Genomic DNA, 17,186 nt, shown 5'->3' with positions numbered 1-17,186 from the left:
GCGTTCCGCCCGCGCCGTCCCGGGCGCGCCGGAAGGACCCGATTCCTCACGGTGCCGCCCGGGCGCTATAGCGTGAAAGCCCGTGCCCGTACCCCGAGAGGACCAGAGGCCATGCCGGAAAACGTCAGCAGCCGCATCCGCGAGGCGGCCTCCGGCCGCCGCACCAGCCCCGCGCTGTCCGTCCTGTCCGACCTGGTCCGCAGCACCGGGTCCGCGGCCCGGTCCGCGACCGTCTTCGGCGACCCGGTGACGTCGGGGGGTTCCACGGTCGTCCCGGTCGCGAGGATCACGTCCCTCACCAGCATGGGCGGCGGTTCCAGCCGCCTGTTCGCCGCGGGAGGGGACGGCGCGGGCGGCGGCGGGTTCGTGCGCGCCCGGCCCGCGGGGTTCATCGTCCTCGACGGGGCCGGGGCGCGCTTCCACGGCATCCGCCAGCCGGTGACCATGCTCGTCCTCCCGCTCGCCGTGGTCGCCGGCCTCACCGCCGCGCGCATCGTCGGGGTCTCGCTGCGCGAGGCGCGCCGGCGCCGCGGCCTCCGCGCGCACTGCGAGCCCGCCGCCGCTCCCCCCGCCGAGGGCTCCGCGGCCGGGGAGGAGCGGAACGCCTGACCGGTTCCGGCCGTCTCCCCCGGACCTCCCGGCCGGCCCCGCACCCGCCGACGGGCCCGGGACTCCGGGCCCGGACGGTGGGCCGCTCCGGAGCGGGTCCCGCGGACGCCCGCCCCGACGGGCGGCGGCCGGCGTCCGCGGAACGCCGCCTAACCGGTCATGCGGGCGACGAGGGCGAACAGCCCCATCGCCCACGCGAACACCGCGGACATGCCGATGATGACCAGGATCTCGGTCCAGTTCAGGAGGCGGCGCAGCGAGGCGCGGGGCACGTCGGTCAGCCGCACCCAGCTCAGCACCCCGAGCACGATCCCGGCCAGGAGCACGATCAGCGGCAGCCAGGGGCCCATGAACGGGTACTCGCCCACGACCGCGACGCCCGTGGCCCCCACGCCCAGCACCCCGGCCAGCCGCAGCGGCAGCACGTGGCGGATCCGGTCGAACAGCCGCGAGCGCAGGACCAGCAGGACCGAGAGCAGACCGCCCAGCAGCAGGTCGGGCAGCCCTTGGGCCAGGACGGCGAGGAGCACGGTGACGGCGCCGCCGCTCACCGCCGCGCCCAGCACGATCCCCAGCAGCAGGCGGTCGGTGTTGCCGTACGTGTCCTCGAACCGCTCCGTGGGCACCTGGCCCGAGCGCCCCACCTCGTAGTCGAGGCCGGACAGGCCGCCCATCACCATGGCGACGCGCGGCAGGGCCCCCACGCACAGCGCCAGGGCGATGCCCATGGACCGCACGCCCTGGACCGGCTCGGTGAAGATCCCCACCACGACGAGGACGGCCGCGGCCACCGCGACGACCCCGAGCCCGGCGATGTACGCCAGACCCGTCTCGTGCATGGCCCAGCCGATCACCGCGACCAGGAGCGCCCCGGAGAGCGCGAAGGCCGCCGTCACCAGCGGGTTCGTGCTCGCCACCAGGGCGGCGGCGAGCACCGCGGTGACCGCGCCCCACACGCAGGCCGCCGCGAACAGCACGTGCGCGACGGCGGGCAGGGGCCTGCGTGCGGCGAGCAGCATGACGGCGACCGTGAACAGGGTCCCGACCGCGGCGACGCCCAGGTGTCCCGCCGACGGGAGGAGCCGCATCATCAGCCCCAGGAGGACCAGGGGGCCGATACTGGCCACGAGAAGGCCGAAGGACAGCGTCGTCGCGGGGTTCCAGATGCGCGCGGTGTCGTCGACCCTGTCCTCGACGGCGCCGCGGACGTCGTCCACGTGGGAGGGGCGGCTCGGGGCGGTGCGGCGGTCCAGCAGCAGGACGTCCCCGTCGTAGACCCCGGCGCTCTCCAGGGGTTCGTCCGGGTGCACGGGCGCCCCGTCCACCGTGGTCAGAGACCAGGCGGCGGGCTCCGTCCGCTCCTCGTCGGGCGCGCAGACCTCGATGATGCGCGGCATCAGGGTCGCCACGGGAACGGTGCCGGGAAGTGCCAGATCGGCCCAGCGCTCCGGTCCGGTGACGGTGACCCGGCAGTATCCACTCACACCAATGGTTCCTTCTGTCGTCGTCGTGGGCGGCATTCGCCGCGAAGGGGGAGGACGGACGCGAATTAGGTGATTCGCGGGGTTCGCGAGATCATTCCTAGCGTAGTCACCCAGACACCAACCCCCGTAGGTGGACGGAAAGAGATCGCTGTGGCGACGAGACCTGTGCCCCGCCCTGCCCGCAGTGTCCCTCCTGCTCCCGGGAACACTCCCCTGGTCATCGCTGCCCCGCCGCAGCTGCCCGAGAACGCGCCGGCGTCCAGCTCGGGGGCGATGATCATCATGCCGATCATCACCGGTTCGGGTTCGCTCCTGATGTCCATCACCATGGGCCACCGCCCCCTGATGGCCGTCGCCGGCGTCATGATCATGATGGCCAGCGTGGTCGTCGGCATCATCATGTTCGTGGCCCAGCACAACGGCCCCCGCAAGCGCATGCGGGAGCAGCGCGAGCGCTACGTCGACTACCTCGACCAGCTCCGCGAGATCGTGCGGGACGTCGCCTCCACCCAGCGCGCGGACAACGCGTTCCGCCACCCCGACCCCTCGCTCCTCACCGAGCCCGCCCGCTCGCGGACGAGGAGGTGGGAGCGGCGTCCCGCCGACCCCGACTTCCTCGACGTGCGCGCGGGCACGGGCACGCGCCCCCTCTCCCGGCGCCTCAGGCTCAAGGTCGACACCTCCTCCCCGCTCATCGAGTACGACCCCGTCTGCCAGGGCGCCGCCGACCAGCTCATCGAGCTGTACGCGGACGTCCCCGAGATGCCGCTCGTCGTCCCGCTGCGGGAGCACGGGGTGGTGTCGGTCGTCGGGGACCGCGAGGCGGGACGCGGGCTGGTCCGCAGCATGATCGCCCAGATGGCCGCCTTCCACTCCCCGCACGACCTGCGGATCGGCGTGGTGCGGGACACCAAGCTCCGCGACCGGTGGGAATGGCTCAAGTGGCTGCCCCACAACACGTTCGACGACGCCCAGGACGGGCCGATGCCCGCCCGGTTCGTGTCCGCCAACACCGTGCAGGCCGGCGAACTGCTCGCCGACGAGATCGAGCGGCGCACCGTCGACCTCCAGCGGCGGCGCGGCAAGCCCCCGGGGCCCGGGACCCAGCGGCTCGTCGTGGTCCTCGACGGCGAGCACCAGTCGACCCTGTCCGGCCTGCACGCCGAACCCCCCGTCGCCTCCCTCTCCGACCTGGGCATCCACATCATCGCGCTGGTGGCGGACCGGCGCGAGGAACCGGAGTCGGTGGACCTGCGCCTGAACGTCGATGCCGACGGCACCCTCACCGAGGACACCGAGCTCCCGGGCGCCGACGACAACCCCGACCGCACGCCGCTCCGCGGGACCGCCGACCGCTCGGACGTCGCCCACCTGACGAGCCTGGCCCGCATCCTGTCCCCGTACGGCATCGCCGCCTCCGACGGCGACGACGCCATGCACGCCACCGTGGGCCTCCCCGAGATCCTGGGCGTGTCCGACGTCGCCCAGCTGGACACCCGCCGCACCTGGCGCAAGCGCAGCACCGGCGACTACCTGCGCGTCCCCATCGGCGTGGGCCCCAACGGCAACGCGGTGCTGCTGGACCTGAAGGAGTCGGCGTTCGGCGGCATGGGGCCGCACGGCCTGGTGGTCGGCGCGACCGGTTCCGGCAAGTCGGAGATGCTGCGGACCATGGTGGCGTCGCTGGTCATCAACCACTCCCCCGAGTCGCTGGCGCTGCTGCTGGTCGACTTCAAGGGCGGCGCGACCTTCGCCGACACCGACCGGCTGCCGCACAGCACGGGGCTGATCACCAACCTGGCCGACGACGACTCCCTGGTGATGCGGTTCCGGGAGGCCACCTTCGGCGAGCTGACACGGCGCCAGCAGATCCTCAAGGACGCGGGCAACCTGCCCAACCTGCACGCCTACGAGGCGGCCCGGGAGGAGGACCCGGGCATGGAGCCGCTGCCGCACCTGCTGATCATCATCGACGAGTTCTCCGAGCTGCTCACCGCCCACCCGGACTTCGCCGAGCTGTTCGTGGCCATCGGCCGGATCGGCCGGTCCATCGGCGTGCACCTGCTCCTGGCCACGCAGCGGCTGGAGTCGGGCAAGCTCAAGGGCCTGGAGTCGCACCTGTCCTACCGGGTGGGCCTGCGCACGTTCTCCGAGGCGGAGAGCCGCGAGGCCATCGGCGTCGGCGACGCCTACCACCTGCCGCCCGAGCCCGGATCGGGCTACCTCAAGGTGGACACCTCCGTCTTCGAGCGGTTCAAGGCCGCCATGGTCTCCCAGCCCTACGAGCCCCCGGCCGAGGAGGAGAAGGAGGAGCACGAGCCCGTTCTCCCCCTGCTGTCCTACAACGGCCTCAGCAAGGTGACCGGCGAGGGCTCCCTGGTGGAGTCGCTCATGGCGTCGGTCCGCGCCAGGGGCGAGGAGTCCAAACCCAGGAAGGACAAGCGCACCACCCTTCAGGTGACCGTGGACCGGCTGGTGGCGTCGGGAGCGGAGAAAGTGCGGCCGATCTGGCTGGAGCCGCTGCCCGAACTGCTCACCCTGGACACCGTGCTCGCCGACCTGGGCGAGGGCGACGACCTGGAGGGCCCCGGGACCGAGCCCCCCGCCGCGGAGATGCGCGCGGTCCTCGGCCTGACCGACATCCCCCGCGAGCAGCGGGTCGTCCCCGCCGAGATGGACTTCACCGGGGCCGAGGGCAACGTCATCGTCCTGGGCGGCCCCCAGTCCGGCAAGTCCACGATGCTCCGCACCCTCATCGCGAGCCTGGCGTGGCGGTACCCGCCGGGCCGGGTGGGCGTGTACGCCATCGACTTCGGCGGCGGCGCGCTCCAGGCCATGGAGGACCTGCCCCACGTGGCGGGTGTGGCCGGGCGGGCCGACCCCGAGAAGGTGCAGCGGGTCCTGGTGGACGTGCGCGCCCAGCTCGACCGGCGCCAGCGGGTGTTCCGCAAGTACAAGCTGGACTCCCCCGCCGCGCTGCGCCAGGCGCGCGCGGACGGGAAGGTGGCCGGGAACGTGGTCGGCGACCTGTTCCTGATGATCGACGGCTGGTCGTCGGTGCGCGACACCTTCGACGAGGCCGACGAGGTCCTGATGGACATCGCGACCCGGGGCCCCTCCCTCGGCGTGCACACTGTGCTGACCGGCGCGGCGACCTCGCAGGTCCGCTCCCGGCTCCAGGCCCTGTTCGGCGGCCGGTTCGAGCTGCGGCTGAGCGACCCGATGGACTCGGGGATCGGCCGCAAGGTCGCCGACGAGATCCCCAAGGACACCCCCGGGCGCGGCCTGACCTCGGCGGAGCACCACACGCACGTGGCGCTGCCCCGGGTGGACGGGGTCGCCTCGGACCAGGACGTCACCGACGGCATCCGGGACCTGGTCAAGCGGGTCGGCGAGCGGTGGCCGCAGAAGGCCGTCCAGGGCGTCAAGACCCTGCCCTCCAAGGTCGAGCTGGACGACCTGCTCAAGGGGCGCCGCGCCCCCCGGGGCCGCCGTGACGCCGAACTGGTGCTGGGCATGGCCGAGAGCACGCTCGCCCCCGTGGCCACGAACCTGGACCGGGACCCCCACCTGGTCGTGTACGGGGACCCGCAGACCGGCAAGACCGCCCTGCTGCGCGGGCTGGTCAGGCAGATCGTGCGCCGGCCGGCCGACCAGGTCGGCGTGGTCATGGTGGACTTCCGCCGCAGCCACCTGGAGCTGGTCCCCGAGGAGCACCTGCTGGCGTACTGCACGAGCGCGGAGCAGACCAAGGCGGTCGCGGCGAACCTGGCCGGGTCCCTCAAGGAGCGGATGCCGGGACCGGACGTCACCCCGAAGCAGCTGCGCGAGCGCAGCTGGTGGAAGGGCCTGGACCTGTTCATCGTGGTGGACGACATGGACATGCTGGGAGCGCGGTCGAACCCGCTCGCACCGCTGGCCCCGTTCATCCCGCAGGGCGCCGACCTGGGCCTGCACGTCATCGCGGCCCGGCGCACGGGCGGTTCGGCGCGGGCGATGTTCGAGCCGGTGCTCCAGGCGCTGACCGACATGGCCACGCCCGGCATGCTGTTCTCCGGCGACCGGATGGAGGGGCGCCTGGCCAACGGCACGGCGTCCAAGCAGCTCCCGGTCGGCCGCGCCCAGCTGGCGCGCCGGGGGCAGCGCCCCGACCTGGTGCAGGTCGGCTGGAGCGACTCCCCGGCGTAGACCCGAGGGACCCGTGCGCCCCCTGAGTACCCGGGGGCGCTCGGCCCGGGGTCCGCCGTGGGCGGCCCGGGCGCGCGTGGCCGGATGCGGCCACCGTCACAGACCCGCCGCCCACCTGGGGGTTCACCGACCCGGCGTGCCCGGCCCCGCACCTGTCGTGACATTCGTCCGGTTCAATGTCCCTCGTCCCTGGAACCGTGTGCCGGTACGGGCGCCACCGCTTCGACACTGCGGCGGAAGACCCGAAGGCCGGGCGGGGAGTGCTCCCCGCCTGCGATCGTGGCCGCATCCCCCAGGACGGCGAGAAGACACCTGAGAGCGACCTGGTTGACCATGAACAGAAGAACCGGCTGGTCCGCCGCGGCGGCGACCGCCGTGCTCCTCCTCGGGGCGCCCGGATGCGGGATCCTCTCCGGCTCCGGACAGCAGGCCCGGGAGCTGGCCGGACACGAGGTCGTCCACGAGATGTCCGGGGACGAGCTCGAGGAGCTCGCGGTGCCGACCACGGTCTCCGAGGCGTCGTGGGTCTGGGAGGGCCCTCGGGACGGGGAACTCGTAGGGGTCCACCCCGTGCCCACCGGCGCGGTCCTGCACCTGAACGACGGCGTGGTGGGCCTGGACACCAGGACGGGGAAAGAGGTGTGGAGCTACCGCCTCCTGGGCTCCGAGGCCGAGGCCGCGGTCTCCCCCGACGGGACGTTCGTGGCCGTGAGCGCGAGCGGCTTCCTCGTGCTCCTGGACTCCGGCACCGGGGTGGAGACGCTCGTGCTCGAACACGGCAGCTCCGGGACGGACCGGCTGTCGGTCCAGCACGCCGGCCTCGTGACCGACGACGGCCTGGTGACGGCGGGGCCCGGCGACGGGGGCGGAGTCGCCGTCTCCTTCTCCCCGTGGGACGACGAACCGGGGTGGCGCGGCGAGCGCCTGCGGTGCCCCGGCGGCGCAGGGGGCCCGCGGGTCGAGGACGGCTTCCTCACCCCCAGCGGCGTCGTGGTGGTCTACGCGTGCGGCGGCTCCGACCTGCGCCTGACGAGCCTCGACACCACCACCGGGGAGGAGCAGTGGAGCCTGGTGCGGGGGCAGGACTTCGACGACGCGGCCGAGCACCCCGAACAGCTCGACGAGGAGGCGTTCGCCGCCGCGGGCGACGTGGCCGTGCTCCAGAACATGGCGCTCATGCGCGGCACCGTCGTGATCGACACGGTACGCGGGGAGGTCCTGTCCGAGGCGCTCCCCTCCGGCCCGGAGGACACCGTGCTGCGCGTCCTGCCCCACGGCTACCTGGCGGTCCGCTCGGAGCGCCTGGAGAACGGGCAGTGGGAGGACCGCTTCGAGGTCCGGGACTTCTCGGGCGCGGTGAAGGACACGGTCGTCACCGACGAGAACAGCGTGGGAAGCACCGTCTCCGGCCAGCTCCCCCTCAAGGACTCCCTGCTCAAGCCGAGGTGGTCCGAGGAGGAGGACAACATGGAGGTCGCCGTCTTCGACTGGGACGCGGAAGGCCCCGAGGAGGCGATCGCGCTTCCCGTGGAGGTCGACCTCGGCGGGATCGACAGCGTCTGGGAGGTCGAGGAGGCCCTGGGCCCGGGGACCTTCCAGGAGGTCCCCGGCGCCGTGCTCGTGCGCGAGCACACGCGCGGGGAGCCGGTCCCCCGCGTGGCGGGGCTGACGTGACCGCGCCGGAAGCGCGCGCCCGCGCACGTCCCGCGGTCCGCCGCGCCGCACCCGGGAGGAGAACGGCATGGACGGCGCCCCGTGACGCCGACCGCCGCGACGGTGGCCGCCCTGACGTGCACCGCCGCCCCGGTGCCCGTGTCCCGAGCGAACCCGGTCCTGGATGCGCTGCCGGGGAACGAACCATGACACCCTCGGAGTGATCCCACCCTTCTGTCCCCGCCCCCGTGCACCCTCCCTCCGCTCCCGCCACCGACCTTCCCCGAAAGGCAGCTCCATGCGGCGTTCCCCCGCCCTGACCCCGGCCGTGTGCCTGCTCGCCCTCGCCGCCCTCACCGCCTGCACGGACGCGTCCGGCGGATCCGACGGACCCGCCGAGACGGTCGAGGACCTGGCCGAGGAGGGGCTGACCGGGCTGGCCCTGCTGCACCGGGGGTTCGAGGGCGGCGACCCGGAGACCGACCAGGTCCTCGTGTTCCACGACCCCGCGACGGGGCAGCCGAGGCACCGGATCGCGCTCCCCGACGGGGCGGTCGACCCCATGGCCCCGTCGGTCCCCGTGCACGCGCAGTTCTCCGAGGACTGGGCGTTCTTCGCGTACGCGACCACCGAGCCCAACGCCGTGAACGTCGCCGTGCTCACCGACCCGGAGGACGCCGGGCAGGCCGACGTGGAGGAGATCTCCTACCAGCCGGTCGAGACCGTCGCCCCGGCCGCCGGCGAGGTCCTGTCGCAGCCGGTCATCCACGGCGACCGGCTCTGGTTCGTGTCCGACAACGAGCAGGACGGGGCTCCGCCCCAGGTGCTGTCGGTGCCGCTGGACGCCCCCACCGGCACCCCCAACCAGGAGGGGAGCCTCGCCCTGGGCGAGGCCCAGCGGCCCAGCGACTGGACCCTCACACCCGAGGGGGCGCTGCACATCCGCAACAGCGTGCAGACCCAGCAGATGAGCGCCTCGGACGGGGGCAGCCTCGTGGTGCGGCAGACCGACGGCAGCGTGGTGAACGCGACGCTCAACGTCGGCGGCGGCCAGTGGCAGACCTTCGACGGGGCCCCGGTGTGGGGCGAGGGCACCGCCCTCCTGCGCCCGGACGCCGTGGGCGGCGCCGACACGCCGCCGGGCGCGTACCTGGTGACGGTCGAGGGCCAGGGCCACCGGGCGACCCGGCTGCTGGAGGACGCCGACGGTCCGGTCGAGCAGTACGCGCCCGCCCCCGGGCGGGAGGCCGTCCTGCTCCAGACCGGTGAGGCCTGGTTCCGGGTGGACCTCGCGGACGGTTCCGTGGAGGGGACCGCCGAGGCCTTCCCGCGCTTCCACGACGCGTCCATGGACGGGTGGCCCCTCGCGGTCCGCTGGGCGACGGAGCCGGCGGCCGACGGCCCCGGCGCCGACCCCTCCGGGTCCCCCTCCTCCTGAGGCCCCGGCGCGGCCGCCCGTCCGGCCGCCGCCGGGCCCCCGCTGTCCGCCCCGGGGGCCCGAACGGCGCACCGGACGGTACCCGGGCCCGGCTCCGTCCCAGCCCACGGCCCCTGTCCGGCCGACCGCCGCGGAGCATCCGATACCGATCCGTAGTGAACTTCGCCATCGGCCCGCGACTCACATGACCGACGATGCGTCGCAGAAGGGAGCGCGTCGGATCGACTCCGACCGGCGCCGAACAACGACGGGGGACACGCGGATGACCGAGGCAGGCGGCAACCCGATCGAGGGGATGCAGGGCGGCGAGTACGCCGAGACCCTCGCGTCCGCCATGGCCGGGCTGGCCGAGATGTTCGACCACCTCATGGGGGACGCGGAGGGCGCCGCCGGGAACAGCGACGTAGCCCTCGGCTTCTCGCTGTTCCGGCAGGACATGCTCCCCGTCTTCCAGGGCGTCCAGGAGCACGGCCTCCAACTGGCCGAGAACATCCAGGCGGGCGCGGGCGGGATCGCCCTGAACGACGTGCGGTCCGCCGAGGAGTACGACTCCCCCTGGGGCTCCCACCGGGACATCAACTTCGACTGACGCGCCACCGGTCCGACACCGCTCCGCCCTCCGGCGCCCCGCCCGGTCCTCCGGCACGGCCCGGCCCCGCCACCGGACCCCCGCTCCTCCCCCTCTAGGAAGACCATGGCCTCATTCCAGCTGTTCTTCTCGCCCCGCTCCATCGAGTCGTTCGAGAGCCGGATCCGTCCGGTGAGCGAGGACCTCGTCACCCTGGAGGCGCGCCTCCTGGGCAGGGCGGACGACCTGGAGGGCGGCTTCGACTCGGCCGCCTCCCACTTCACCGACATCGTCGGCTGGGACATCACGTCCCTCGGCGCCGAGAACTACCAGCAGTGGGTGGACGCCGCCGTCAACCTCCGGTTCGCCATCGACGTGAACGAAATGTGGGCGGACCACGTCAAGGAGTTCTGGGACAAGCGCGACGCCATGTGGGACGACTGGGACGAGGCGGTCGCCTCCAAGGTGTCCCAGGTCCCCGACGAATACCGGGGGACGGTGATCACCGCCGAGTCCCCGACGCCGGACCACTGGTTCGACTCCGACGCCAGGAAGTGCCGGGAGCTGTACGACGAGCTCAGCGGCTACCTGGAGGAGGTCCAGGGGCGCGAGCGGGCCAACTGGGACGCGCACGAGGAGAACGCCCTGGAGATCCTCGGGATGCTGCGGGGCGGGCCGACGGCCGAGAACGTCCAGAAGCTCATCGACGGCGGCTACGCCGACATGGCGTACGCCAACCTCGACCCCGGCAAGTACCTCTCCCTGGAGTCCGACTTCGAGCTGACCCCCGACTCGGCGGAGGAGGCGGCGTCGGAGCTGGCCCCGTACTGGTCGGGCGACAAGCCCCTCGACGACCGCTACCACGAGCTGATGCTGGTCATGAGCATGATCGGCACCAACGCCCGCAACGCCCAGAACGACGGCGGCGAACTGCGGGAGGAGGAGGTCGACTTCCTGGAGGCGTTCTACGCCCAGCTCGAGCTGGAGGGCGGCGGTCCGTACACGGGCGTCCTCTCCGTCCCCGGCTGGATGGAGGGCGGCCACATGACCGGGGAGGAGCGCGAACACGCCCTCGGGACGCTGGGCGACGGTCTGCTCGCCCTCTCCGACCCGGAGCTGGGCGGGGGCTACGAGTCCCTCCCCGAGAGCGTGCGCAGGGCCGCCGAGGGCCCCTTCCTCACGACGGACCCGGACGAGCCTGTCTACGCGCTCGTCACCTACAAGGACGACGTGGAGGCGCTCACGTCCCTGCTCCGGCACACCGACGGGGACCTCGGGGCCGGCTACACCCTCTCCACCAACCTGACCATGTCGGCGGGCTCCTACAACTACTTCTGGGGTTCGGCCGGGGAGGGGGGCTACGTGATGTCCGAGGACCTCGCCGTGCTGGCCGACGTGGGCACCCGCAACGAGGACGCGAACCACTACGTGCTCACCGGGGAGCACCCGTCCCCGGCGCCGGAGACCGGCGCCGACTACCCCGACAAGTTCCGCCGGGACGCCGTCCAGGGGCTGCTCACCTACGAGTGGCACGACCACGGCGAGGCCGCGTCGGGGCTGATCGACTGGATCTCGGCGGACTCCCTGAGCGAGGACGAGGACGTGCGGAACCGGGCGGGCGAGGCCGCCTCCGGGTTCATCGGCATGGTCACCACCCCCGAGATGCAGCAGGCCCTCACGGACACCGGCGTGGACGTGGGCGACAGCGAGGACGCGTCCTTCACCGAGTTCAACCCCGCCCTCGCCGACAGGTTCGCCGACGTCTTCGACTCCTACCTGTTCAGCTTCGCGGCGAGCGAGATCAAGTCCTCCGAGGAGGGCAACGCGCTCCTCACCGGCGTCACGGACTACAACCCGGAGACCGGGGCGTTCAACATCGGCGTCCAGGAGCGCGCCGCGTACATGCAGTACCTGATGGGCGACGACGGCTCCGCGATGCGGGCCGTCAACTCGGCCATGGCCTACGAACAGGCCCAGATCGAGCTGTACCTGGGCACGGGCGACACCGACCTGACGGCCCCGGGCGCGGCCAGCCTGTACTCCCTCATCGACCTCGGCCTGGAGATGGAGGTCGAGGACCGCACCGGCGACCTGGACGCGGCCCGGGAACGCAAGGAGCAGCTCTACACGTTCGCGCTGGAGGAGGGCGGCAACCTGGCGGAGAAGATCCCCGTCGTCGGCGCCGCCATCAACCGGGGGCTGGACCTGGGGGCCGACGCGATCGTGCAACAGCTGGTGGAGACCGACATCGATATCACGCCGAAGGTGCCCAGGAACGAGGACGAGGAGATCCGCCGGGTCGACCAGCAGGCCGAGTTCCTGAGCTACGTCATGTCCTCGGGCAGCGACTCCGTCGTGACCCCTCCGAGCCGGGAGCACCTCGACGTCCTGGAGGAGTACGGGGTGGTCTCCTACGGGGACGACGGCTCCGTCACCGTCCGGACGGACTCCACCGGGTGGGACGTCACCGACGAGCCGGGCGGCGGCAGGTCCGACGTGGTCAACGCCCTGCACGGCGCTCTGAACAGCACCCAGATCGACCCGTCGAACAGGGAGCAGGACAACGGGAACGTCTTCTACAACGAGTTCTCGGGACCGTACAACGCCCGCTACGACCTGATCCAGGCCGAGGGCAAGCGCGAGGAGGGGAAATGACCGGAGAGCCCGCGAGGTCTTCCGGAAAACGCAGGAGGCGGGCCGCCCTCGCCCTGGCCGCCGTCGCCGGGGTCGCCGTGCTGCTCGTGGCCGCGGTCCTCCTCGTCCGGCAGGCCGGCGGCCCCGAGGAGCCGGAGGCCGGTCCCGCGGCCTCCCCACAGGAGGGCGGCGAGCCCCGGGCGGACGAGGAATGGGTCAGGCGCCAGGTCAGGATCCTCACCTTGGAGCGCATGTTCGCGGAGGGCGACCCGGCCGAGATCCTCGGGGAGGCCTCGGAGGACACCAGGAGCGCCCTCCTGGAGGGCGGGGCCGTGGTCGAGGACGGCCCGGGGTTCCGGGTGGAGACCGACCCCGCCGGGTGGACCGTCGCCGACCACCTCGGGGAGCAGGGCGTCCGGCCCGGCGGTGTCGACAACGCCATGGACGCGCTCCTGTGGGAGAACGACGTCACCTGGTGCGGCGGCGCGGCCGTCGCCGGCCGCGACTTCGTGCACGCCTACCTGGACACCCACGAGGGGGCCTTCGACACGCAGGAGGAGTACCTGGAGAGCATCGCCGACCACGTCGACTGCGGCTCCGGGGCGACCGGGTGACACCGTCCGGATCGCGGCCGGACGCGTCGGCGCGGCCCCGCACATGGCCGGAAGCGGCCAGCCGCATCCGCCTCCGCTCCCGGACGGCCCGGGACGGGAGGCCGGGAAACCCCCGTCCGGGGTGGCTCGATGCGGCGCCGGGCCGCCGGGACCCGCGAGAGCCGGGTCTTCCTGCACGCCGCCCGAGGTCACGAGACGCGCGCCTCCGTTGACCGAGAGGTGAGATCCTTACTATCGTCCGTATCCTCCCCTTCCTCCTGTGGCCACACGCATCCCCGTGCGAACAGGGGCCGGAGGGCGAGCCCCCACCCGACTTTCCGGAAAGGTCCAGATGTCGCACGTCGGTCTTGAAAACGTCAACAGCCTCTCCACCGGCGGTGAGCAGCTCGGGCAGGAGTCCGACGGCCTCCGCACCCAGATGAACCAGCTCATCCAGGACATGGTCAACGACGCCGACTCCCTCCAGGGCCAGGCGCTCACCGACTTCCGCATGGCCCGCGAACAGCTGACCGAGCGCTTCGACGAGCTCATGACCTGGTGCAGCCAGAACGGCATCAGGCTCAACGAGGGCCAGCAGGAGTTCAACGTCACCGACACGGACTCCAGCGCCGAGTACTCGCAGGCCGGGAACGACCTCGGCGGCCTCAGCCGCCCGGTCAACGCCTGAGCCCCCGCACCTCTCCCCGCTCCTCCCTCCAGAAAGGCTTTCCCCCATGGGTTCCCAGTTCGACGTGTACGGCGACGTCGCCGGCCTCCAGGGCCTGGCCGAGGACCAGCAGGCCCACCTGGGCCGCTTCTCCGCGATCATGAGCCAGATCAACGAGCAGTCGGAGTCGACGGTCAGCCAGTGGGAGGGCTCCGGCAGCGCCCAGTTCCAGGCCAAGGCGTCGGAGTTCGACACCCAGTTCTCCGAGGTCAACTCGGCCTTCGCGAAGGTGATCGCGGCCACCAGCAACACCGCGGACAACTACGGTCGGCTGACCAAGTACCTCGACGGCCTGTTCTAGTAGGCTGAGCGGCGATGTCCTCCCCGACCCCGACGTCCCCGCCGGCCTCCTCCGATCCGGACCCGCAGCTCCCCGAGGCGTTCCACTACACGCCCAACGAGGAGAAGTACGTCCTCCAGGCGGACGCCCTGCGGCACCGGCAGCTGCGGTCGGCGCTGCTGTACGGGTCGAGCCGCTACTGGCGCCGCAGGCAGCAGGTGTGGCCCGCGGTGATCGGCGGGCTGATCCTGGTCGCGCTGATCTGCGGGGTCATCGCCCTCATCGGGGCCTTCGGCCGGCAGCAGGAGGTCAACGAGGAACGCGGGTGGGGCAACACCACCCGTCAGCAGATGGTCCAGAGCCCCCTCACCGACGTGTCCCCGATCCCGTAGCACCCGTGACACCGGTGCCCTCGGGGCCCACTCCCCCACCGCCCGAGAGGCGGAGGGGATCCTCCACCACGAACGCCACAAGGGGGTCGCTCTCCCGTGTCCGGCTCCGAGCACGCCCCCTGGGCACCCGGGTACGACACGTCCGCACTGCTCCACCAGGGGCGGCGCGCCCGGATCATCCGGGCGACGCGCTCCACCAGCGGTGCCGACGTCGTCCTCAAGGTCCTCCCCGAGGCCCTGGGCCGCGCCGAGCTGAACCAGCTCCGCGACCTCGCCGGGGTCCCCGGCGTGGTGCCGCTGCTGGACGCGGGGACCACCGCCGACGGTGACGTGTTCGTGGTCCTGCCGTTCTACGCGGACGGCTCCTTCGGCGACATGCTCGTCCGCAGGGGGCCCGCGCCGGTGCAGGAGGCCGCGGCCGTCGCCCGTGGCGCGGCGGCGGCGCTGGGGTCGATGCACGGGCGGGGCCTCCTGCACAACGACGTCTGTCCGGGGAACATCCTCCGGGCGGGACGGACGCCGGTCCTGACCGGTTTCGGCTCGGTCCGGAGGTCCGGTGAGGCCCTGCCCCCGCCCGCCCCCGGCACGGAGGCCTTCCTGCACGCGGCGCCGGAAGTGCTGCGCGGCGAGGCCCGCACGCCCGCGACCGACGTCTACCAGCTGGCCTCCACGGTCTGGACGATGCTCGCCGGGCACGCGCCGTTCTCTCCGACGGACGGCGGCCCGTTCGACGCCCGGACGTACGCGGAGCGTGCCCTCTCGGAGGAGCCGAGCCCGGTCCCCCGGCCGGACGTCTCCCGCAAGCTGCGCGGTGTGCTCACCCGTGCCCTGGCCAAGCTCCCCGAGGAGCGCTTCCCGAACGCGTCGGCGTTCGCCGCGGCGTTCGAGCAGGCGCGCACGGCCCGGTCCGCCGCGGCGTCGGCCGGTTCCACCGGCGGCCAGGCCCCCTTCCCGGGTACGCGGGAACCGGTGGGCGGGGCGCCCGCCCCGGCGACCGGGCCCCAGGCGCCCCTGTCGGGACCGCAGTCCCCGGCCGCGCAGTGGTTCCCCAGCGGCCCCCAGGCCTCGCACGCTCCGGCGGCCCCGTGGGCCACTGGGCCGAACACCCCTCCGCACGCCCCCGCGGACCCGTACACCGGTCCGCAGGGTTCCCACGGCGCGCGGCAGGCACCCCACGCCTCCCCCGGGACGGACCCGGCCCCGCCCACGGGCCCCGAGGCGCCGCCGCCCGGCCCCCCGGCCCCCGCCACGGGACCGCGTGCGCCCCTCTCCGCGCCCAGCGGAGCACAGAACCCCTATTCCGCGCCCTCGGGGCCGTGGACGCCCCCGGCGGCGCCGTCCGGCCCGCAGGTCCCCCACGGTGCGTCCTCCGGGCCCCAGGCCCCTCCTGAGGCCGCCTGGCCCCCCGACGACCCGTCGGCCCACCGCGCGCCCTCCGGACCCCACGCCCCGCCCACCGGCCCCCGGGCGCCGCAGGCCGACCCCGGACAGCCCCCGTACCCCGCGTACGCGCCGTCCGGCCCGCAGGTCCCCCACGGTGCGCCCACCGGCCCCCGGACACCCCCCGGGGCCCCGCCGACCCATCACGCGCCCTCCGGACCCCAGGCCCCGCCGGCCGCCCAGCACGGACCGGCGGCGCTCCCCGCCGCCCCCTCGCCGGCCGCGGGCCCGCCCGGCACGCCTCCGGGCGGCGCCCGGCCCCCGGCCGGCCCGCCGCCCCCGCGGGAGCGGCGGGCGCCGCTGCGCCGCCCCACCGGCCTGGAGGGGAGCAGGCTTCCGGCCCTCGACGCCGGCGGCACGGCCGAGATCATGATGGCCAAGATGCGCGGCGAGGAGATCTCCCCGCTGCGCGCCTGGTCCCGGCTGGAGGGGTGGACCGGCACCGCCGAGTCCTCCTTCCTCCCCGTGGACCGGACACCGGACGACAAGGACGACGTCCCCGTGTGGTCCCCCGCGCAGGACGGGGACCGGGTCCAGGCGCGCTGGCGCCGCCACCTCCACATCGGCGTCACCGTCTGCGGCATCCTGCTCGCCACCAGCGTCTCCGGCGTGTTCGCCGCGACCGGCCCCGAGGAGCCCGTGGTGACGGCCGCGGCCGAGGAGCCCGAGCCGGAGGCCCCGGCCGGGGACCCCGCCGCGGACGAGGTCGTCGCGCCCGAGGCCCCGCCGGAGGTCTCCGCGCCGTCACAGGTGCTGTTGTCCGACAACTACGGTTCCGTCGAGCTGACCTGGACGGACAACAGCGGGGGCACCGCCTCGTTCTTCGTGTTGGGCGGCCCGCAGGACCACCCCCCGGCCACCCTGGCCAGGACCGGCCCCGGCGTGGTGTCCGCCCAGGTCGTCACGGCCGTCACCGCCGTCGAGTACTGCTTCACCGTGGTCGCCGTGGACGGCGCGTCCGCCCCCTCCGACGAGGTGTGCACGACCCGCGCCGCGGACCGGGCGGAGGCCGAACGCCTGGAGGAGGAAGAGGAGGAGCGGCAGCGCGAGGAGGAGGAGCGGGAGGCGGAGGAGGAGGCCGAGCCGTCGCCCTCGCCCAGTCCCGGGGCCGCCGACTGACCCCTCCGTCCCGACCGGGGCGGCGGGTCCGGCGGCGCCGTGCCGCCCTGCCCGACCGTCC

The 17,186-nt window shown here is 73.7% G+C and carries 12 protein-coding genes; 11 read left to right on the top strand and 1 reads right to left on the bottom strand.

Features of this window, described 5'->3' with window-relative positions:
• Nucleotides 1-111: 111 nt before the first annotated feature.
• Nucleotides 112-609 (top strand): hypothetical protein, encoded by a 498-nt coding sequence (locus ACQPYD_RS01485; protein ID WP_433699438.1) that lies wholly within the window; start codon nt 112-114, stop codon nt 607-609.
• A gap of 149 nt (nt 610-758) precedes the next feature.
• On the opposite strand, the gene eccD is transcribed toward ACQPYD_RS01485, so the two are convergent.
• Nucleotides 759-2,093 (bottom strand): type VII secretion integral membrane protein EccD, encoded by a 1,335-nt coding sequence (eccD, locus tag ACQPYD_RS01480; protein ID WP_433699437.1) that lies wholly within the window; start codon nt 2,091-2,093, stop codon nt 759-761.
• Nucleotides 2,094-2,366: 273 nt separating this feature from the next.
• On the opposite strand from eccD, the gene eccCa reads away from it, so the two are divergent.
• The 10 genes from eccCa to ACQPYD_RS01430 all read left to right on the top strand — a co-directional run bounded on the left by eccCa (nt 2,367) and on the right by ACQPYD_RS01430 (nt 17,125).
• Nucleotides 2,367-6,281, top strand: coding sequence for a type VII secretion protein EccCa (gene eccCa / locus ACQPYD_RS01475; RefSeq protein WP_433701915.1), 3,915 nt, complete (start codon nt 2,367-2,369; stop codon nt 6,279-6,281).
• A 333-nt stretch (nt 6,282-6,614) separates the two neighbouring features.
• Complete coding sequence (locus ACQPYD_RS01470) at nt 6,615-7,955, top strand: PQQ-binding-like beta-propeller repeat protein (protein WP_433699436.1); 1,341 nt, start codon at nt 6,615-6,617, stop codon at nt 7,953-7,955.
• 277 nt (nt 7,956-8,232) lie between these two features.
• Entirely contained in the window at nt 8,233-9,372 is a 1,140-nt protein-coding gene (locus ACQPYD_RS01465; protein ID WP_433699435.1) for a hypothetical protein, read from the top strand.
• A 262-nt stretch (nt 9,373-9,634) separates the two neighbouring features.
• Nucleotides 9,635-9,961 carry a hypothetical protein gene (locus ACQPYD_RS01460; protein WP_355014066.1) on the top strand — a complete coding sequence of 109 codons (327 nt, stop codon included), beginning with the start codon at nt 9,635-9,637 and terminating at the stop codon, nt 9,959-9,961.
• A 105-nt stretch (nt 9,962-10,066) separates the two neighbouring features.
• On the top strand, nt 10,067-12,595 hold the full coding sequence (locus ACQPYD_RS01455; protein WP_433699434.1) for a hypothetical protein: 2,529 nt from the start codon (nt 10,067-10,069) through the stop codon (nt 12,593-12,595).
• Nucleotides 12,592-13,188 carry a hypothetical protein gene (locus ACQPYD_RS01450; protein WP_433699433.1) on the top strand — a complete coding sequence of 199 codons (597 nt, stop codon included), beginning with the start codon at nt 12,592-12,594 and terminating at the stop codon, nt 13,186-13,188. The genes ACQPYD_RS01455 and ACQPYD_RS01450 overlap by 4 nt, the downstream gene beginning before the upstream one ends.
• 331 nt (nt 13,189-13,519) lie before the next feature.
• Nucleotides 13,520-13,855, top strand: a complete 336-nt coding sequence (locus ACQPYD_RS01445) for a hypothetical protein (protein ID WP_433699432.1) — start codon at nt 13,520-13,522, stop codon at nt 13,853-13,855.
• A 46-nt stretch (nt 13,856-13,901) separates the two neighbouring features.
• A complete protein-coding gene (locus tag ACQPYD_RS01440; protein ID WP_267947611.1) occupies nt 13,902-14,195 on the top strand; it encodes a WXG100 family type VII secretion target in 294 nt (97 codons plus the stop codon).
• Between the two features lie 14 nt (nt 14,196-14,209).
• Nucleotides 14,210-14,566: a hypothetical protein gene (locus ACQPYD_RS01435; protein ID WP_433699431.1), complete on the top strand. Its 357-nt coding sequence runs from the start codon at nt 14,210-14,212 to the stop codon at nt 14,564-14,566.
• Between the two features lie 96 nt (nt 14,567-14,662).
• Entirely contained in the window at nt 14,663-17,125 is a 2,463-nt protein-coding gene (locus ACQPYD_RS01430) for a serine/threonine protein kinase (protein WP_433699430.1), read from the top strand.
• The last annotated feature ends 61 nt before the right edge of the window (nt 17,126-17,186 follow it).

It is taken from the genome of Nocardiopsis sp. CA-288880, from assembly GCF_050955985.1.
Taxonomy (GTDB): Bacteria; Actinomycetota; Actinomycetes; order Streptosporangiales; family Streptosporangiaceae; genus Nocardiopsis; species Nocardiopsis tropica.
Note: the sequence above shows the minus strand (reverse complement) of the source record. Positions and strands in the feature narration are given on the sequence as shown.